Here is an 18,639-nt window from a genome sequence, read left to right as displayed (position 1 = left end):
GGATTAATTATGAGTTGGTTAAAGAAACTATTGCCTTCTAGAATCAGGACAGAAACCTCTCAGAAAAAAGGGGTTCCCGAAGGGCTATGGGTGAAATGCAAGGGATGCAATGAAGTTTTATACCGTACAGAATTAGTAAAAAACTTAAGCGTATGTCCTAAATGTAACCATCATCACCGCTTATCCGCTCGAGAACGATTAGAACAATTTTTTGATGAAGCCAGTATGGTGGAAATAGCGCCAAGCCTTGAGCCCATCGACCGTTTAAAATTCCGTGACTCTAAGAAATATAAAGATCGCATAAGCCAAGCTCAGAAAGCTACCGGTGAAAAAGAAGCCTTAATCGCCATGAAGGGAACGTTAATGAGTCGGCCTATTGTCGCCACTGCATTTGAGTTTGATTTCATGGGTGGTTCTATGGGGGCCACCGTTGGAGAAAAATTTGTAATCGCGTTGGAAGAAGCTTCGGGCTCAAAATCTGCATACGTGTGTTTTACAGCTAGTGGTGGCGCAAGAATGCAAGAGGGCCTATTTTCATTGATGCAGATGGCTAAAACTTCTGCTGCTTTAGCAAAGTATGCAGAAACTGGTTTGCCGTTTATTGTTGTACTTACGGATCCTACCATGGGAGGGGTTTCTGCAAGCTTTGCGAGTTTAGGGGATATCATTATTGCTGAGCCAAAAGCGTTAATTGGTTTTGCAGGGCCTAGGGTAATCGAACAAACCGTGCGTCAAACCTTGCCGGAAGGTTTCCAACGTAGTGAGTTTTTACTAGAACACGGTCATATTGATATGATTGTTGAACGGAAAGCATTGCGTAATACAATCGCTGAACTCGTGGCCAAGCTGACCAAATGATGATTTGTCGTGGATAAGTTAGGCACATCAAAGCTTCCGGAATCTTTAAATGAATGGCTATTCTTGCTGGAACATCGACATCAGCAAGAAATGCAACTTGGACTAGACCGAATCCGGTACGTGGCTGACAAAATGGGGCTTGCAACAACGGAGGCTCTAGTTATTACTGTCGCAGGAACGAATGGAAAGGGGTCAACGATCGCCAGTTTGGAAGCAATCTATCATGAAGCTGGATATCGCGTTGGTAGCTATACCTCTCCTCATCTTATTCAGTTTAACGAACGCATTCGACTAAATATAAACCCGGTCACTGATGCGGCTCTTTGTGAGGCTTTTCAAGTCATTGAGTGTGGGCGAGGCGAGACTCATCTTACCTATTTTGAGATGAGTACACTGGCGGCTTTGTGGTGCTTTAAAAGATATGCAGCAGAGGTCATTCTTCTTGAGGTTGGGATGGGAGGACGACTCGATGCTACAAACATTATAGATTCAGATTTGGCGATCATTACAACGGTTGGCCTTGACCATCAAGAGACTCTTGGAAACACCATCGAAGAAATTGGATATGAGAAAGCGGGTATTATCAGACCCGAAAAGCCAGTAATTTATGCTGACAATGCTCTTCCTTTGAGTGTGTTGCGTTATGCTGAATCGTTAAATGCCCCAGTGTATCAGCTCGCTAAAGCCTATAACTATTACTCTAACTCAGAAGAACTCCAAATAGCCTATCAAGGTGAAATGATTAATCTTACAAGACCTTTGGTCAACTTAAATTGTGCGGTTGCAGCAGTCATAGCAGCAATACATTTGAATGACAGGCTGCCAGTTTCCGATATGATTTTTGATCAAGCTATGCGCAAAATAAATGTACCAGGGCGATTAACTGTAATTCCTAGACATCCAGCCATTGTTTTAGATGTTGCCCATAATCCACAGGCAGCAGAGCTTTTAGCAACGTTTATCCATCAATATAAGCCTAAACAAAAGGTTCATGCTGTATTCGCAGCATTGAAAGATAAAGATCTTTGCGGTTTAATAAAATCAGTCGCTAAAGAAATAGATTTTTGGTATCCAGCGCTTTTGAGTTCTAAGCGAGCGTCAACCCGAAACGATATGGCATTGGCATTTGAGCAGAGCCTTGTGTCGGCAACGCTTTGTTATGAAAACCCAGTGGATGCCTTCCATTCGGCGCTTAATCAAGCAAAACCTAAGGATTTGATTGTTGTATTTGGTTCGTTTCTGACCGTCGGGGCTATTTTATCCATCATTAATACCCACTGAGCATTGGTCAAAGGCGAGATTACCCTATCATTGGGAGAAATTGGTCATGAAATTTACACTAGATGAAAGCCGTAAGCATCGACTGGTCGGTGTGGTGGTGATTTTATCCATTATTGCATTGTTTTTACCTGCGTTTATGAAAAAGTCGAGCGATGGCTTGAACTCCACTGTGAATGTTGCGGTTCATCTGCCGCAAAAGCCTGCTCAACCTTCTGTTTCCAAGCCTAATTCAGAAGAACTATTTCAAACGGTTAAAGTGGCTAAGGTAGATTTATCTGAAGTAATTGAGTCCGAGCCTAAAATAACTCAAATTGTAAAAGCAGAACCTATCCGTAATCCTGAGGTAGCGCACGTTGAACCAAAATCTACCACCCAACTTCAACCTCATCAAGCCCCGAAAGTTGCTAAAGCCACCATTAGAAAAAATAAATCTTCTTTGCCTACAAAGATGACATTAACGCAGGAAAGGACTATAACGCCTAAGAAACAAGAACTTGCTAAGCAGCCTGATACGATTAAAAACCAGCCAACTGGTTATGCGGTACAAATTGCTTCATTTGCTGTTGAAAGCAACGCTAAAGCGTTAGTGCAACAATTGCGTCATAAAGGCTATAAAGCGACTTATAGCCGCTCTTCAACAAGCAAGCGTGAACTCTATAAAGTAATCGTAGGACAAGTGGATAAAAAAGAAGAGGCTAAAGCATTGCAACAAAAGCTTGCTGAGAGTATCCATTTAAAGGGCTTTGTGATTAAAACAGGAGTCAGTTAACCATGTCATGGCATTGGCTTGATTATATTATTTTTGCAGTCGTTGGACTATCGGTTGTAACGGGATTGTTTCGAGGTTTTGTTAAGGAACTTATTGCCCTCATTGTCTGGGTGTTGGCGATATGGCTTGCCTATAGCTATTCACACTTACTTGATTCTTTTCTACAACCTTATATTCATGATAAAAATGCTCGTTTGGCAATTGCTTTTGTTGCGGTATTGCTTTCGACTTTGATTGCCGGTGGGTTGGTGAATGCTATTTTAAGTTTTATCTTAACCCGATCAGGTTTAAGTGGAACGGATCGGTTATTAGGAATGGGATTTGGTTTCGTTCGTGGTGTATTTATCGTGGCTTTAATTATGCTTATTGTTAAAATTACAGCAATTCCGTACCAAGAGTATAGTGAGCAATCGCGTTTATACGCAAAATTTGATCCGATTGTTAATTGGATGGGGCAATATGTACCCGACTTCATCTCCGAAGTTAAAAAACATGAGGAACGGATAAATACTGGAGAACAAACGACCTATTCAGAGCCTATTGTTCTGAAGGAATTAAAAAAAGACAATAATTATGTCGCTATATCTAAGCCTTGACTCTAGATCGTTCATAGAAGACCTATTAGTTCTTATCTTACTTTAGCGAAACCGGATTAATGGAATTGCGTATATATTCTTTACCATACCCAACATCAGTATGGGAATATTATCACTTATATAATAAACTTCCAGGGTTTGCCTTGTTACAAAGCACAGACCGAGCCCGAGGACGATATGACATTCTTACGGCATTTCCTTATGATCAGTTTACTATCGAACGTAACTGCTCTAATATTGCCCAGCTATGGGATGGGTTTCAGGATACGCTTAAAGTTAAATCTTCCTGCTATGACTACCCATTTCAAGGCGGCGCCATTGGTTACATTTCATATGATTTTGGCGAGTATTTAGCCGGCTTAAATTTCAACAACCAAACGCTAGAAGACAACCTGCCCTTAATAGATTTAAAGTTTTATGATTGGGCGATTATTGTTGATCATCATCAGCAAAAAGCTGAGGTTGTTGCTGCTCATCAACATACGGATACTAAAACGATCATATCGGATATTATCCAGCAGTGGAAGGCATCCATAAACCAAGAGCCTGATGTTCGTCTTTCTAAAGCATTTAGTTCACCCATTAGCCAAGACGCATATTTAAACGCTTTTAGCAAAATTCATCACGCATTAAGGTGGGGGCGAGCTTATCAAGTCAATTATACAATCCCTTTTTTAGCCGAATTTAATGATGATCCCTGGTTGATTTATGAAAAGGTATCCTTGCAAAATAAAGTCCCTTACGCTGCCTTTTTAAGACACTCTGAGTTTGATATTTTAAGTTTTTCCCCAGAGCGATTTTTATTGGGAGAAAATCAAAACCTATTCGTTTCTCCAATTAAGGGTTCCGCTCCTCGTTCAGATGATCATTTGCTTGATGAGAGGTATCAATTGCAATTAAAGCTCAGTGAGAAAAATCGTGCTGAAAATATTATGATTGTCGATTTGTTGCGTAACGATCTAGGCAAGATTGCACTGCCGGGGACAGTACGTGTTCAGTCGCTTTGTGAGCTTCAAAGTTATGCTCAGGTGCATCATTTGGTAAGTAATATCGAAGCGAAGCTTAAATCCGGTACCCATCCTCTTGAAGCGTTTAAAGCGTGTTTTCCTGGGGGCTCAATCACTGGGGCGCCTAAGCTTGAGGCGATGCGAATTATTCGCGAACGTGAGCCTTATGCTCGAGGCATTTACTGTGGAAATATTGGGTATTTTTCAAATCATGGACGATTTGATATGAATATCGCGATTCGTACAATAATAGCACAGAAGAATAAATTGTATTTACGAGCGGGAGGGGGAATTGTTATGGACTCTAATGTCCATGAGGAATATGAGGAATGCTATACTAAAATCAAAGCGATTATAAATGAGATAACGATTTAATTGACATGACTAGAGAATCCGCAGTTATTTTACTTCACGAATTAGAAACCGATTCTTTGATTTTGACGAAACGAAATGAATCATTACGACATCATCCAGGAGAGTTTTGTTTTCCTGGGGGAAAGAGAGATATACAAGACCAGGACTTGTGGTCTACTGCATTACGAGAACTTCATGAAGAGCTTGGGATTGAGGCTTCAAGAGTTGGCCTAGTCAAAGCGCTTAAGCCTGAATATACGCTGATTGGTAAAATTATATATCCTTGGCTGGCTAAAATTACTAACGTAAAACCTTATGTGATGAATCAACATGAGGTGGTTGATATAATCAGTTTACCCATGAAAGAGGTTACATCCATCGAGAATTACCAAGACTTATCGATTGAAAAAGCGGGTAAAAAAATTATTAGTTGTCAATACTTAGCCTACCACCAGTTAGTCTGGGGAGCCACGGCTAGAATTATGAAGCAATTGTGTGTTGATAATTTCGTCACCAAGTCCTTCGTTTCGGACAAAAAACCAAAACACTAATTCGAAAGTTTTCTCGACCGAGTTCTAATCAAACACTCATACTCTGTGATAATGCAAGCGGGCTTAAATGTTTACGCGATTGCGTGAGTTCAACGGTTCGCACTTCATCGAGACGAGTAATAGCCGCAAGATCCAGAGCGCCGAGTCGCCGCTCCGCCGGAACATCCTTGGCGTGCATGAGTGAGAGGTTCCTGTATTTCCCTTGGTGCGCGCCTGTTAATGCAAAATCGAAACCAAGACGAGAATTAGAAGCCGTTAAAGGAAACCAAGGATCATAACGCCCAGCTTGCCAGTTCCAAAAAGTTAACTCCCGCGGTAATGTTGCTTCGTTGAACTCAGGCCGCGGGTCAAACGAGCGGTCTCGTCGGCAATATTCTTGAGCGACGTGAACAGGAACATTGCGCTGCGCTTTACCGACGTCTAACCAAGCCGTATTGAGGGCATCCCGATTACGCGCAGCATTCCATACATCATAGTTATCAACGTAGAATTGGAGTGCTTGTATCAACGGCGTAAAATCAAAATGATGCGTGCAATAGGCAACACCGTGTTGGGTATACGAAAGTCCTGTGTGTTCTATTTCATTAACACGTGCTAACATTTCTGCTTTGGTCGCATCATCCATATAACGCTCTAGCATGCGACACATATGGGTATCTTTCGCCCAATAGGCGTATTCATAAGCGGAACATTTGAAGGTTCGACCAGAATAATCGGTAAATCTTCCTTGATGCAGGAGGGCTTCTTGTCTCTTTCCCTCATTATCTCGATATACCTCTGTAAATAATGCCTCTACCTTATCCTGCTCGCCATAGGCCACACGTTGCAGGAATTTATCCAAGAGTCGTTTTTGTCGTTGGAAAAGTGTATCCATTCTCTTTGAAACACGTTCTAGACTTTTTTTATCAGATTTGTTTAAATAATTACCAATGAACAAAATCAAATCATCAGGTAACGCGCCAAAATCAAAGGACAGATAAAGCAACGATTGTTTAATCTCCTCAGGTAAACCAGTGGTTTTTAATGCCGCATGTAAGGCCGTGATCAGCTCGGCTTTATCCTTTGGTGGCAATTCATTAAAACTCAAAAAATTTTTCTTTATATCTTCTGAAATGCGTGTGTCATTAGGATGTTCATGAATCCATTTCACGGCATTTTTATACATAGACGCATCGGCTTGAGTATGCATTACTATGACTCCAAATTTATTTTGGACAAATTATAACACAACAGATTAAAATAACATCAATCCGTCAATCGTAGGAAAATAGTTGACTACGTCTGTGCGTTGCAGATAAGTAACATAGGTGAATTTATGATGCATCTCATATTCAAAGTAGGTGCTTTTTTACCGGATAACGCCCCTTTAACGACCCAATGCCATTTATGGCGTTGGGTCGAATTCGCATTACTTTAATGCGCGGCGTAATATTTTTCCGACATTTGTCTTAGGTAATTCATCGTAAAATTCAATTACTTTAGGCACTTTATATGCAGTTAAATGCTCTCGTGAATGGGCAATGATGTCTTCTTCTGTTAGATTGGGGTCTTTTTTTACAATACACGCCTTAACCCGCTCGCCTGATTCATCAACTTTAACACCAATTACGCCGGCCTCCAGTATGCCTGGATGCATGGTTAATACTTGCTCTACCTCGTTGGGATATACATTAAACCCTGAAACAAGAATCATATCTTTTTTACGATCCACGAGATAAACAAATCCTTTATCATCGATTTTGGCAATATCTCCTGTTCGTAAAAAACCATCCGGCCAAAATACCAACTCAGTTTCATCTTGTTTTTGCCAATATCCAGACATGACCTGCGGTCCGCGGACGCAAAGCTCGCCTTTTTCATGCAAAGGCAACTCATTGCCTTTGTCATCGCGAATCGAAATCTCTGTAGAAGGGAGTGGAAGCCCTATACTACTATTATATTCTTTGACATACATTGGATTGATGGTTACAGCAGGACTTGTTTCCGTTAGGCCATAGGCTTCCAGAATATCAGCCTTTGTTTTTTCGCGCCATTTCATCGAAACACTTTTTTGCAACGCCATACCACCTGCTAAAGCAAGCTTTACTTTTGAAAAGTCTATCTTTCCTAAGTCTGGATGGTTCAATAATGCATTAAACAGCGTATTTACCCCCGTTATCGCGGTAAAGCCTGTGTCTTTGATTTCTTTTATGAAATGTGACAAGTCGCGGGGATTGGTGATTAAAATATTTTTTGCCCCCATGTTTAAAAAAGTTAAGCAATTCGCGGTTAATGAAAAAATATGATAGAGCGGCAGAGCAGTAATAATAATTTCATGTTCGTCTAAATGTAACGGTGATATCCACGCACTAGCTTGCAACACATTAGCAATCATATTGCCATGCGAAAGCATAGCCCCCTTAGCGACGCCGGTAGTCCCGCCGGTATATTGTAAAAAAGCTACATCGTCATGGTTGCATTCCACTTCAGTTAGAGGGTTAGATCGTCCTTGTTCAAGCGCTTGATTAAAAGAAATGGCGTTTGGAATCGTATAATCGGGAACCATTTTTTTGATGTATTTCACCACAGCATTCACAACAATACGCTTAAACCCTGGAAATAAATCGCCAATTTGGGTCACGATGACTTGTTTTAAATTAGGAAGATTAGGCAAAGATTTTTCGACCGTATGGGCAAAATTAGCTAATACTACAATCGCTTCTGCACCAGAGTCATTGAGTTGATGGGTTAACTCATCACTGGTATATAAGGGATTGGTATTGACGACAATAAACCCCCCTCTCAAGATACCAAATAATGCTATGGGATATTGCAATAAGTTTGGCATCATAATTGCTACACGCGCGCCTCTTTTCAAGCCTAGCTGCTGCAAATAGGAAGCGAACTGTTTGCTTAAGGTATCCACCGTCTCATAAGTTAAACCCGTATTCATATTGACGTAGGCTATTCTATCTTTATATTTACTGCAGGATTTCTTAAATAAATCGGTGATGGATTGGTAGTCCTCAATACTAATTTCATGAGGGACGCCTTCCTGATAACTCTCTAACCAAATTTTATCCACGGTATTGGCCTTCTGTTATTTATTCCTGCATAATAGTATAAACAAAAAAAATGGCGTTGGATATTGCGGCTATGAATGATAATGCATTGAAAACACAAGCGTTTAAATTAAAAGGCAGATTGTATACTTTAACAGTGTTAAGTCTGGTAAGTTCTGAAGTTAAATTGTTTGCAGAACAGCTTTCCGAAGTTGTTGCACAAGCGCCAAATCTTTTCAAAAATATTCCAGTTATCTTGGATTGCTCACATCTCAATGGCGCTCCATTAGATATACAAGCTATCTGCCAATGTGCGCGTGAAAAAGGGTTAGTTCCTGTGGCGGTTCAAGGAGGCAATCCAATGCTTGAGACCTTGGCTCAAGTACAAGGATTGGCGGTTATGAATGCATCCTCAAGCCACGATAAACCCATTATGAACGCCCCTGTGTCTCCCAAAGCAAATAAAAAACCACAAATTGTGAATAAAATGATTACAGTCCCAGTGCGTTCTGGCCAGCAAATGGTTAGCAAAGGTGATCTAATCATTACAGCAGCGGTCAGTAATGGTGCAGAATTGTTGTCCGATGGCAATATACACGTTTATGGGGCACTAAGAGGAAGGGCGCTGGCAGGCATAAATGGCAATAAGCAGGCCAGAATATTTTGTCAATCCCTTGAGGCGGAGTTGGTATCCATAGCCGGCTTTTATCGCTTAAGTGATGCAATTAAACCTATCTCAGGTCCATGTCAAATTTATCTTCAAGACGATCAAATTCAAATTGAGCCGGTATGATAGAGGCTGTTTTTATTTCCGATCTGCATTTAAATCCTCAGCAGCCAGACATTACTGAACGATTTAATCACTTTATTGATTGGGCCTCTAAAAATACAACTCAATTATACATTCTTGGGGATTTTTTCCACGTCTGGGCTGGTGATGATGCTTTAGATGACTGGAGCGAATCTATTGCTAAGCGTTTAGCTTGGTTGCAATCACAAGGGATAGAGATTTATTTTATGCGAGGGAATCGTGATTTTTTAATCGGGCAACGTTTTGCTAAGCTTGCAAACATTCAAATTATAACAGACCCTTTAATCATAACATTGAATCATGAATCTATCTTATTGACCCATGGCGACCAATATTGCAGCAGAGATGTCTCTCATCAGTGGTTACGTCGCTTAACCAGAAATCGGGTTTTTTTTAGGATGTTTCAAGCTATGCCTCTTTCGCTTCGTAAAAAAATTGTGTTTGGTGTTCGACAACGTAGTCAGCAATCTAGTAAATCTGATTATCAATTAGAGATTGTACCTGAAGCCATGATCGCGGAAATGAACCGCAATAAAGTCCAGACGGTCATTCATGGTCATATTCATAGGCCTGAAATCAAATATCATAAGGCCAAACAAATCACATACAAACAGATTGTTTTAAGCGACTGGGATGACATCCCGCGTCTACTGTGTTATGATAAAGCAAATGGTTTTTATTTTGATCTAATATAGGAACGGTTATGGCACCTGCACAATTACCACAAATACCTTTGCCAGAAAACATGACTAAGGCACAAGAAGAAGAAGCCAAAAGAAAAATGGCTGAACTGGATGCGCTTTTTAAGGCTTTGGATAAAACGATGCAACAGAGATATCAAGAGTCTCGAGTTCGTACACAAGAACGTATCGCAAATTTAGATATTAATGAAGAACATGTTAATGAACTTTGGAAAGATGTTCAAGATAACACTAAAAAACTAAAAGAACGTGGAATGATGGGATACGATAGCTGGGCTGCAATCATGAGCCAGATCCTTGTTGCATGCCTTAAACTAAATGAAGCGATTGCTTCCCTTAAGCTAACTGAAAAAGGATTGGCATCTTTAAAAAGCTGGATGGACGAGAGAACACATTCAAACAATCTCCAGAAAGTTCACAAACATAAAGATAATCTTGACGAGCTTAAGAAATTAGCGAAGGAACATGGAGTAAACCCTGAGCCTTCTGACCAGCAGCTGGAAGAGCAACAATCGCCAAGTCCTAAGCCTTAAAACTTCATTGCTGGCCTTGGCATCATTTTAGCAATCGTTTGGCAACCTATCTAAACAGTTATCCCATGCGAAACCTTAGGGACGTTGCCAATAATGGCTCACTCCGCAGCAAGGAACGGTCGTATTTAGAGCTTCTTAAACTAAAATCCGACCGTTCTCCAAGATTCAAATTAAGTTTTGAGTAGATGCAGTACATTTTAGATTTCAGACTAAAATACCACTATGAAACCTAAAGACTGTCTCGTGGGAGGTAATCGTTTCGTTTTCAATATCCAACAGTAGCTCAATTCGTTTTGTAATATCCCCACCGTAAAGGGTTGCTAATTTGAGATAATCTTCAAAATGACGCGCTTCAGATTTAGCTAAAGATAAATAAAATTTAGTTAGTTCGGAATCCGAAAGGCTCGCAGCAAGCATTCTAAATCGCTCACAAGAACGAGCCTCAATAATAGCACCTACAATTAACTGATCAGTGAGTCGTTCTTTTCCGCATTGTTTAGTCACAGCCTGATGAAGCCGCAAAGCATAACGTGATGGCTTTAGCGGACCAAATTTAATGTCTCTTTTTTTAAGCAACTGAATGACTTTTTCGAAATGTAACAGTTCTTCTCGTGCCAAGGGGGACATAATTTCGACTAGCTTCGACTCTTCTGGGTACTTGCTCATGAAATTTATTGCAGTCGCTGCTGCTTTGCGCTCACAATGAGCATGATCAATTAATAACAGCGGAAGTTGAAGAGTCGCCTGATTTAACCAGGCTTGGGGTGTTGGTATTCTTAAAAAAGTAGAAAGCGATTGAAAATCATTAACTTCTGTGGCAAACATAGTTAAGCTATACTTATTAAAAAACACTAGTATAACTGGTTTCTGAAAAATTATGAAAAATGAACCTAAAGATATTGAATTAGAACAATGGTTTTCAACGTACGGTATACTGACTGCTGAGCGTATATTAGGTCGATTTAATATCCGTTTTGATCATAAGGATTTAATTAGCGTCGTTAAGAATCCTCGCAATGTGTATTATAAATTGCTTCGCATTCCTTTAAAGCATGTATACACCGGGATCATCATGCAACAGGCTACTGATTATCAAAGCTATGTTCAAAAGCAATTCATCAGTTATTTATTATCCGGCGATGCGGATAAACCAGAAGACGCTCCTGGAGTTAGTGTTCGGGAAAGCTTAGAAGAGGAGCGTAATCATTTAAAACGTCTGAACGATGAGTTTTCAGAGGATGAGACAGCACATAAACGCTTAATTGCAGACAGTCAGGCAAATTTGATCAATCACGCGAAATTGTTGCAACAATCTCTCCAGAGTGTGGCGGAAAAAGTTAACAGCAGTTCCAATAGTGACAAATCAGTTCCTGAGATAAAAAAAGCAACTCAAGCGGCGATTGCTCGTTATGAGGGCAACGAGGATGAAATAACTGATCAAAACTCTTCGTTTTGGACAATTCTACACCAGAGGCTAGGGGTCAAACTTGATGCTCAACAGATGAGTCAAATAAGCCAGCCTTTACAGGCATTTGTTAGCCATACTAAAGACATTGATCAAGCTCTAGAGGGGTTCAGTGAACAGTGCGCTGATATGCTCAGCACGATGCGAAGCATGCGATCCCAATTCCATGATTTGATTTTACGCGTTAACGAACTGATGGCTAATCTTCCCGACTATAGACCAACCCCTGAGAAAGTCGAAGAAAATCTCGAAGCCTTACACTTTGATTCCAAAATCGGTGAATAAAATTTCAGGATTGATGTTTTGAGGAAGCATTCTGATTTATTGACTATCCCCCGTAGATTAGCTGCCTTGATTTGCTAGCCAGTTTGCTTTTATTTCATGTATAATGACTGATTTTTAATAATCATAAACCGGAGTTACCATGACAACCGAATTAACATTGTCTATTATTAAACCAGATGCAGTGGCAAAATCAGTCATTGGCAAGATTTACACGCGTTTTGAAGAGGGTGGCTTAGACATTGTTGCCGCAAAAATGATGCAATTATCCAGAGAACAAGCTGAAGGTTTTTACGCGGTCCATAAAGATCGACCTTTTTTTAATGACTTAGTTGAATTCATGATCTCTGGTCCAGTCATGATCCAGGTGTTACAGGGTAACCACGCAATTGCTAAAAATCGTGAAATTATGGGCGCTACAAACCCTAAAGAAGCAGCTTCTGGTACGATCCGTGCCGACTTTGCTGAAAGCATTGATGCTAATGCGGTTCATGGTTCAGACAGTAAAGAAACTGCCGCTCAAGAAATTCAATTTTTCTTCGAGCCGCACGAAATTTGCCCACGCGGTTAAACGTTTTTGATCATATCTGAGCCGCGTGTCAGAACCCAGGCGTCTAGCTTCTTGGTGTTACTGACGATTGCGGCTAGGCTTGGCTCGAACCTTGAACCAAGCCAGGTGAACTACAGGCAAATCAATCAGAGTTGTAAAGATGAGTATGTTAATTAATCTATTGAACTTCAATTACTCGCAAATGCGTCAGTTTATGAACGACTGCGGTGAGAAGCCATATCGTGCGCAACAATTGATGCAATGGATTCATCAAGTTGGTTTGTCTGATTTTTCCCAAATGAACAATCTCAGTAAGTCATTGCGACAAAAACTTAGTTCAATTGCAGAAATTCGGTTGCCAGAATTGGTAAGTTGCCAAACATCCCACGATGGTACGCATAAGTGGTTATTAAAACTAGATTGTGGAAATTGCATTGAAACAGTTTATATTCCTGAATCTACTCGTGGCACGTTGTGCGTTTCTTCTCAAGTTGGATGCGCGCTGAACTGCAGCTTTTGTTCCACAGCAAAACAAGGGTTCAATCGAAATTTAACCACTGCCGAAATCATTGGCCAGGTGTGGTTTGCGGTTCGAGAATTATCAACCCAGCAGGGCGTACACGATAAGAAAGTGACCAACGTGGTTATGATGGGAATGGGAGAGCCATTACTTAATTTTGATAACGTGGTTGCCGCCATGGATATCATGATGGATGACTATGCTTATGGGTTATCTAAAAAGCGGGTTACTCTGAGCACTTCAGGGGTTATTCCCGACATGGAACGATTACGAGACGTAAGTCCTGTTTCTCTTGCGGTCTCTTTGCATGCGCCAACGGATGAGTTGCGTAATGTATTGGTTCCAATCAATAAAAAATATCCGCTTAAACAATTAATGGATATTTGTCGTCATTACTTTAACGATGAACCTAAACGCAAAGTTACCTTTGAGTACGTCATGTTAAAAGACGTGAATGATCAACCTGAACATGCCGACCAATTAATTAAATTACTAAGCAATGTGCCTGCCAAAGTTAACTTGATTCCTTTCAATCCCTTTCCCTTGACTCAGTATGAGCGATCATCTCAAAAAACAATTGATGCATTTCGTGATCGGTTAATCGCTAAAGGAATCAATACAATCACTCGTAAGACTCGCGGGGATGATATAGACGCAGCATGTGGTCAACTGGCTGGAGAAGTCAAAGACAGAACCAGTCGATCGCAGCGATGGCAAAAGCTTCATTTTAACCTAAAATCAGCGCAGTAATCGCTAGAAATAAACTGCCATATCTTTTTTTGCTATGAGATCATTCCCCCTGGAATGCAGTTTAAATCATGGTTATAATGACCCACCAATTTATATACACTGAGAGCTAGGGTTGAAAAAGCTTCTATTGTTCATCATCACAGCCTTATTATTAGCAGCTTGCCAACAGAACAAAGAACCGGCAGATGAACCAATGGGTAAAGAATACAATCGTGCTGATGCCGCTTCTTTCAATATGCAATTAGGGCTCGCTTATTTAAAGCAAGGAAATCCCCCACGAGCTAAGCGCAAATTGCTAATGGCGTTATCACAAGCCCCTAACTCCCCAGGGGTCAATGCGGCAATGGCCTATTTTCTGGAAAAAACTGGCGATATAAACGAAGCTCGCAGTTATTACAAAAAAGCCATGTCTCTTGCACCTGGTAGTGGGGCACAGCTTAATAACTATGGTACTTTTTTATGTCGCCAAGGCGAATATAAGGTGGCTGAAGAATATTTCACCAAAGCCGTCAAAGATGTTAAATATGAAAATACAGCTGGCGCTTATGAAAACGCAGGGCTTTGTGCGCTAGAGATCCCAGATTATGCCAAAGCTAAACAATACTTTGCGCGAGCCCTTGAGCAAGATCCTTCGCGCAAACAATCCTTATATGAATTGGTTAATATAGAAATGAAACAAAATCAGTACCAGGAAGTACTGGCCAATTTAAAAAAATATTCTAAACTCGCATTCAATGATAAAAGCATGTTAAGAATTGCCGCTCAAGCTGCGGGAAATTTAGGCCAATCAGAACTTGAAAGCAATTACAACCAACGCTTGTTACAATTAAATACATTCTCTGACAATTCCGGAGCAAAAAATGACTACAATAACAACCATTGAAGAAACAGAAGAACATATCGAGGATATGCCAGGGTCGCAATTAGCTGCCGTAAGAGAATTAAAAGGGTTTAGCAGAGAATACGTTGCTAGTAAGCTACACTTGCGAGTTCGTGTGATCGAATTATTAGAAGAAGATGACTATGAAAATATGCCTGAGCCTGTTTTTATTAAAGGCTATATTCGTGCCTATTCAAAGTTATTAGAGGTTGACTCAGCTCCTCTACTTATCGCATTTAATCGGCTAGGTAAAACCGAGAAAAAAAGTGACAAAGCCGCATTATGGCAAAGTCGTAGACATGCTTCATATCGAGCTGAACATGCAGTTAAGTGGTTAACCATTGCCATTGCTGCAGGGGTTATTATCGCAGTTTCCCTCTGGTGGCATAAAAATAAAGATAATGAGCGTCTTTTTACAACCAACTCTGAGAGCAAGGCTGTAGAGAATCAATCCGGTACGGAGGTTCGATTGACGGATTTATCAAAAATGAGATCACTACTATCCTCCGGTTCACACTATAGCAAATCGGAGAGCGTGAGTGAGTGAGAAAATTCAAGCTATTCGTGGAATGAATGATGTTCTACCGGATGAAACCCACTTATGGCAATATCTTGAGTATACCTTTTCAACCTGCTTAAATCGATATGGTTATCAAGAAATTCGCTTTCCAATCGTAGAAAGTACCCAATTATTTAAGCGCACGATTGGGGAAGTGACGGATATTGTTGAAAAGGAAATGTATACCTTCATAGATTTAAACGGAGATAGTCTTACTTTAAGACCAGAGGGGACGGCTGGTTGTGTCCGAGCATGCCTGGAACATGGATTATTACACAATCAGCAGCAAAAGCTTTGGTATTACGGTCCAATGTTTCGTCATGAGAAGCCACAGAAAGGCCGATATCGACAATTCGTTCAGCTTGGTGTTGAAGCATTAGGAATTGGCGGGGTTGATATTGAATTAGAGTTAATATTAATCTGTAAACGGTTTTGGACCCAACTGGGTATTCAAAATGCTGTAACACTTGAAATTAACTCTCTAGGTGAATTGGAAGAGCGTCAGAGATATCGGGACAAATTAGTCGCTTATTTTAAAGCGCATTACGATCAATTAGATGAAGACAGTAAACGGCGATTGGAAAGAAATCCATTGCGTATTCTAGATAGCAAAAACTCAACTATGCAGAACTTGATTGCTAAAGCACCTAAATTAATTGATGAGTTAGGGCCTGAAAGCAAGCAACATTTTGATTCATTCTGTACAGGGTTAAACTCACTTGGGATAGAGTTCGCAATCAATCCCACTTTGGTTAGAGGTCTGGATTACTATGGCCATACCGTTTTTGAATGGGTTACGGATAAATTAGGTAGCCAAGCCACGGTGTGTGCAGGTGGGCGCTACGATAAGTTAATTGAATTAATTGGGGGCAAGCCTACTCCCGGAATAGGATTTGCAATAGGCGTCGAGCGCTTGGTCCTGCTACAAAAAATATTATCCGTTGAACTAGTTGAGCGCGAAACACCACTCGCATTTTTTATTGCTGATGGAAGAAAAGCTATTGAGCGTGCGCTTGCTTTAGCAGAGAATTTGCGCAATGATGCACCCACTGCGCAAGTTATCGTAAATACCAGCGGCGGTAGCTTTAAAAGTCAATTTAAAAAGGCGGATAAGAGTGGCGCACGATTCGCTTTAATTCTTGGAGAAGAGGAATTAAGTAATAACGCCATTGGTGTTAAAGATTTGCGTCAAGAAGGTGAACAGAAAGTCATCCTACAAGACGATTTAATACAGTATATACAATAGGGCAGGAGTGTCACATGTCGGTATACATGACAGAAGAAGAACAAATAGAAGCCATTAAACGTTGGTGGAAACGATATAGCAATATTATTATCGTCACAATATCTTTAATTTTATTGGCAATAGCTGGTTACAAATATTGGTCTTGGCATCAGGACAAAAGAACACTGCAAGCCTCGAATGCCTATGAACATTTGATGGTTGCCTTTTCAAATAAAGACACTAAAAAAATACATTCTTATGCGAACCAGCTGATTAAAGAGTATACTGATACGGTTTATGCTGATGCTGCGCGAATGACTTTAGCAAAACTATTCGTTACAAACAGTAAGTTCAAACAGGCTGAGGAACAACTTCAGCATGTTGCCAGTAAATCTCACATGCCAGCATTACAACAAGTCGCAAGAATTCGGCTAGCAAGAATCCTATTGTCCCAAGATCAAAATGACAAAGCATTGGACAAGCTAGACTCGGTTGTTGATGCTTCTTACAAACCTGTTATTGATGAACTTAGAGGGGATATTTATGCCGCAACAGGCAAGTATCCGCAAGCAGTGGCCGCTTATCGCAAAGCAATGAATGAGTCTCAATCGCAAGGAATAGGTAATCTGTTTCTTGAAATGAAAACCAATGAGTTAGTTGCCTATACTCATTCTTTAAACACAAACGAAGAATTGAAGCAAACAACTTAATGCCAAATATAAGTTTTAGAGGTTAGAAAAATTAAAATGATCAAGAAAAGTTTAATGCTTTTGAGTATGGTTCTTATTCTACCAGGATGTTCGAAAGTCGATGATTATATGCTTGGGAAAGACAATACTCCCAAACCAGAAACACTAGAACCTATTAAGTCTAAAGTAACACTTAAAGAGAAATGGTCCGCTTCTATTGGAACGGGATCAAAATCCTCGATGTATTTGAAATTAAAACCTGTTATCCAAGATCATATTGTATATACAGCAGATAATAGTGGCTTAATTCAAGCCATTGATAAAACAACTTCAAAACCTTTATGGGTCACTCAATTAAAAGAAAAAATCATAAGTGGACCTGCAATTGGTCAAGGTTATCTTGTTGTTGGAACGAACACGGCAAACGTCGTATTGCTTGATCAAACGAATGGAAAGCAAATTTGGAAGACTGAAGTTTCAGGGGATGCGCTGGCAAAACCGGTTATTGCACATAATAAAGTTCTGGTTAAAACCGTAGACGGGCATTTGTATGGTTTAGATTTACATAAAGGATCGAAAGACTGGATAGTCGACCATGGCGCTCCGAACTTAGTATTGAAAGCGAGCTCTACACCCGTTGTTCTTGATAAGTTAGCCCTTGTTGGCTACTCGGATGGTAAGCTTGATGCCGTTGATCTTCAAACAGGAGCCTTGTTGTGGCAACGCGGTATTGCCTATGCCAGTGGCTCAAGCGACGTAGAACGTTTAGTTGATATTGATGCCGATCCTATTGTACGGGGTAGTGTTGCTTACCTTGCCACTTACCAAGGCTATGTGGGTGCATTCTCCTTAGTCGATGGCCAATTTATATGGCGTAAGCCGGCATCAACTTATAAAAATATAGCGTTGGACGAACAGGCGCTTTATTTAGCGGATAGTGATGATGTAATTTGGGCGTTCGATCTAAAAAATGGTAACGTCCGCTGGAAGCAACCAGCTTTAAAAGCAAGGTCGCTAACAGAACCCGTGTTGATGGGAAATCGGTTATTCATCGGTGACAAAACAGGGCTTTTGCACGTTCTGTCCACACAGAATGGCGAATTTGTATCCCGTAAGCAATTAAATGGCCCAATTTATACTGGTCCAATTGTCTCTGACCATAACTTGTATGTAATGACTGGCAACGGATTATTAAATCAACTGGCGGTGAGCTAACC

The 18,639-nt window shown here is 40.5% G+C and carries 20 protein-coding genes; 17 read left to right on the top strand and 3 right to left on the bottom strand.

Annotation, left to right across the window (positions count from 1 at the left end):
- Positions 1-9 precede the first annotated feature (9 nt).
- From accD to E1O47_RS06455, 6 genes are read left to right on the top strand one after another with little or no spacing between them, the layout of a single operon-like run.
- On the top strand, positions 10-858 hold the full coding sequence (accD, locus tag E1O47_RS06480) for an acetyl-CoA carboxylase, carboxyltransferase subunit beta (RefSeq protein WP_133130451.1): 849 nt from the start codon (positions 10-12) through the stop codon (positions 856-858).
- 9 nt (positions 859-867) lie between these two features.
- The gene (folC, locus tag E1O47_RS06475; protein WP_133130450.1) at positions 868-2,139 is read left to right on the top strand and encodes a bifunctional tetrahydrofolate synthase/dihydrofolate synthase; all 1,272 of its coding nucleotides are present in this window, start codon (positions 868-870) and stop codon (positions 2,137-2,139) included.
- A gap of 46 nt (positions 2,140-2,185) precedes the next feature.
- Positions 2,186-2,908, top strand: coding sequence for an SPOR domain-containing protein (locus tag E1O47_RS06470; RefSeq protein ID WP_133130449.1), 723 nt, complete (start codon positions 2,186-2,188; stop codon positions 2,906-2,908).
- Positions 2,909-2,910: 2 nt separating this feature from the next.
- Positions 2,911-3,504, top strand: coding sequence for a CvpA family protein (locus tag E1O47_RS06465; protein ID WP_133130448.1), 594 nt, complete (start codon positions 2,911-2,913; stop codon positions 3,502-3,504).
- Between the two features lie 59 nt (positions 3,505-3,563).
- Entirely contained in the window at positions 3,564-4,886 is a 1,323-nt protein-coding gene (gene pabB / locus E1O47_RS06460) for an aminodeoxychorismate synthase component I (protein WP_133130447.1), read from the top strand.
- Between the two features lie 5 nt (positions 4,887-4,891).
- Entirely contained in the window at positions 4,892-5,416 is a 525-nt protein-coding gene (locus tag E1O47_RS06455; RefSeq protein ID WP_133130446.1) for an NUDIX hydrolase, read from the top strand.
- Positions 5,417-5,444: 28 nt separating this feature from the next.
- On the opposite strand, the gene E1O47_RS06450 is transcribed toward E1O47_RS06455, so the two are convergent.
- Entirely contained in the window at positions 5,445-6,605 is a 1,161-nt protein-coding gene (locus tag E1O47_RS06450) for a hypothetical protein (protein WP_133130445.1), read from the bottom strand.
- A gap of 219 nt (positions 6,606-6,824) precedes the next feature.
- Positions 6,825-8,480: an AMP-binding protein gene (locus tag E1O47_RS06445; protein WP_133130444.1), complete on the bottom strand. Its 1,656-nt coding sequence runs from the start codon at positions 8,478-8,480 to the stop codon at positions 6,825-6,827.
- 71 nt (positions 8,481-8,551) lie between these two features.
- Here E1O47_RS06445 and minC point away from each other — a divergent pair, with 71 nt between their 5' ends.
- From minC to E1O47_RS06430, 3 genes are read left to right on the top strand one after another with little or no spacing between them, the layout of a single operon-like run.
- Entirely contained in the window at positions 8,552-9,250 is a 699-nt protein-coding gene (gene minC, locus E1O47_RS06440; RefSeq protein WP_133130443.1) for a septum site-determining protein MinC, read from the top strand.
- On the top strand, positions 9,247-9,963 hold the full coding sequence (locus tag E1O47_RS06435) for a UDP-2,3-diacylglucosamine diphosphatase (RefSeq protein ID WP_133130442.1): 717 nt from the start codon (positions 9,247-9,249) through the stop codon (positions 9,961-9,963). Before minC ends, E1O47_RS06435 begins: the two co-directional genes overlap by 4 nt.
- 8 nt (positions 9,964-9,971) lie before the next feature.
- Positions 9,972-10,502 (top strand): hypothetical protein, encoded by a 531-nt coding sequence (locus tag E1O47_RS06430; RefSeq protein WP_133130441.1) that lies wholly within the window; start codon positions 9,972-9,974, stop codon positions 10,500-10,502.
- A gap of 204 nt (positions 10,503-10,706) precedes the next feature.
- On the opposite strand, the gene E1O47_RS06425 is transcribed toward E1O47_RS06430, so the two are convergent.
- On the bottom strand, positions 10,707-11,327 hold the full coding sequence (locus E1O47_RS06425) for a MiaE family protein (RefSeq protein WP_133130440.1): 621 nt from the start codon (positions 11,325-11,327) through the stop codon (positions 10,707-10,709).
- Between the two features lie 52 nt (positions 11,328-11,379).
- Between E1O47_RS06425 and E1O47_RS06420 the strand changes: the two genes are divergently transcribed.
- The 8 genes from E1O47_RS06420 (at position 11,380) to bamB (ending at position 18,637) form a co-directional block, all read left to right on the top strand.
- On the top strand, positions 11,380-12,252 hold the full coding sequence (locus E1O47_RS06420) for a hypothetical protein (protein ID WP_133130439.1): 873 nt from the start codon (positions 11,380-11,382) through the stop codon (positions 12,250-12,252).
- A 139-nt stretch (positions 12,253-12,391) separates the two neighbouring features.
- The gene (ndk, locus tag E1O47_RS06415; RefSeq protein WP_133130438.1) at positions 12,392-12,820 is read left to right on the top strand and encodes a nucleoside-diphosphate kinase; all 429 of its coding nucleotides are present in this window, start codon (positions 12,392-12,394) and stop codon (positions 12,818-12,820) included.
- Positions 12,821-12,959: 139 nt separating this feature from the next.
- Positions 12,960-14,069: a dual-specificity RNA methyltransferase RlmN gene (gene rlmN / locus E1O47_RS06410; protein WP_133130437.1), complete on the top strand. Its 1,110-nt coding sequence runs from the start codon at positions 12,960-12,962 to the stop codon at positions 14,067-14,069.
- A 112-nt stretch (positions 14,070-14,181) separates the two neighbouring features.
- Positions 14,182-14,952 carry a type IV pilus biogenesis/stability protein PilW gene (gene pilW / locus E1O47_RS06405; RefSeq protein WP_133130436.1) on the top strand — a complete coding sequence of 257 codons (771 nt, stop codon included), beginning with the start codon at positions 14,182-14,184 and terminating at the stop codon, positions 14,950-14,952.
- On the top strand, positions 14,930-15,496 hold the full coding sequence (locus E1O47_RS06400; RefSeq protein WP_133130435.1) for a helix-turn-helix domain-containing protein: 567 nt from the start codon (positions 14,930-14,932) through the stop codon (positions 15,494-15,496). The genes pilW and E1O47_RS06400 overlap by 23 nt, the downstream gene beginning before the upstream one ends.
- Complete coding sequence (gene hisS, locus E1O47_RS06395; RefSeq protein ID WP_133130434.1) at positions 15,489-16,754, top strand: histidine--tRNA ligase; 1,266 nt, start codon at positions 15,489-15,491, stop codon at positions 16,752-16,754. Before E1O47_RS06400 ends, hisS begins: the two co-directional genes overlap by 8 nt.
- A gap of 14 nt (positions 16,755-16,768) precedes the next feature.
- On the top strand, positions 16,769-17,443 hold the full coding sequence (locus E1O47_RS06390; RefSeq protein ID WP_133130433.1) for a YfgM family protein: 675 nt from the start codon (positions 16,769-16,771) through the stop codon (positions 17,441-17,443).
- 36 nt (positions 17,444-17,479) lie between these two features.
- On the top strand, positions 17,480-18,637 hold the full coding sequence (gene bamB, locus E1O47_RS06385) for an outer membrane protein assembly factor BamB (protein WP_133130432.1): 1,158 nt from the start codon (positions 17,480-17,482) through the stop codon (positions 18,635-18,637).
- Positions 18,638-18,639 lie beyond the last annotated feature (2 nt).

Source organism: Legionella yabuuchiae (assembly GCF_900640115.1).
Taxonomy (GTDB): domain Bacteria; phylum Pseudomonadota; class Gammaproteobacteria; order Legionellales; family Legionellaceae; genus Legionella_A; species Legionella_A yabuuchiae.
The sequence above is the reverse complement of the archived record's forward strand: the minus strand, read 5'-3'. Positions and strand labels throughout refer to the sequence as shown.

Bases quoted from the DNA above. Each gene is read 5' to 3' on its own strand.
- accD (WP_133130451.1), top strand. From the start codon at position 10: ATGAGTTGGTTAAAGAAACTATTGCCTTCTAGAATCAGGACAGAAACC.
- pabB (WP_133130447.1), top strand. From the start codon at position 3,564: ATGGAATTGCGTATATATTCTTTACCATACCCAACATCAGTATGGGAA.
- bamB (WP_133130432.1), top strand. From the start codon at position 17,480: ATGATCAAGAAAAGTTTAATGCTTTTGAGTATGGTTCTTATTCTACCA.
- E1O47_RS06450 (WP_133130445.1), bottom strand. From the start codon at position 6,605: ATGCATACTCAAGCCGATGCGTCTATGTATAAAAATGCCGTGAAATGG.
- rlmN (WP_133130437.1), top strand. From the start codon at position 12,960: ATGAGTATGTTAATTAATCTATTGAACTTCAATTACTCGCAAATGCGT.
- E1O47_RS06455 (WP_133130446.1), top strand. From the start codon at position 4,892: ATGACTAGAGAATCCGCAGTTATTTTACTTCACGAATTAGAAACCGAT.
- E1O47_RS06470 (WP_133130449.1), top strand. From the start codon at position 2,186: ATGAAATTTACACTAGATGAAAGCCGTAAGCATCGACTGGTCGGTGTG.
- E1O47_RS06430 (WP_133130441.1), top strand. From the start codon at position 9,972: ATGGCACCTGCACAATTACCACAAATACCTTTGCCAGAAAACATGACT.
- E1O47_RS06390 (WP_133130433.1), top strand. From the start codon at position 16,769: ATGTCGGTATACATGACAGAAGAAGAACAAATAGAAGCCATTAAACGT.
- minC (WP_133130443.1), top strand. From the start codon at position 8,552: ATGAATGATAATGCATTGAAAACACAAGCGTTTAAATTAAAAGGCAGA.
- E1O47_RS06425 (WP_133130440.1), bottom strand. From the start codon at position 11,327: ATGTTTGCCACAGAAGTTAATGATTTTCAATCGCTTTCTACTTTTTTA.
- E1O47_RS06400 (WP_133130435.1), top strand. From the start codon at position 14,930: ATGACTACAATAACAACCATTGAAGAAACAGAAGAACATATCGAGGAT.
- ndk (WP_133130438.1), top strand. From the start codon at position 12,392: ATGACAACCGAATTAACATTGTCTATTATTAAACCAGATGCAGTGGCA.
- E1O47_RS06435 (WP_133130442.1), top strand. From the start codon at position 9,247: ATGATAGAGGCTGTTTTTATTTCCGATCTGCATTTAAATCCTCAGCAG.
- E1O47_RS06465 (WP_133130448.1), top strand. From the start codon at position 2,911: ATGTCATGGCATTGGCTTGATTATATTATTTTTGCAGTCGTTGGACTA.
- E1O47_RS06420 (WP_133130439.1), top strand. From the start codon at position 11,380: ATGAAAAATGAACCTAAAGATATTGAATTAGAACAATGGTTTTCAACG.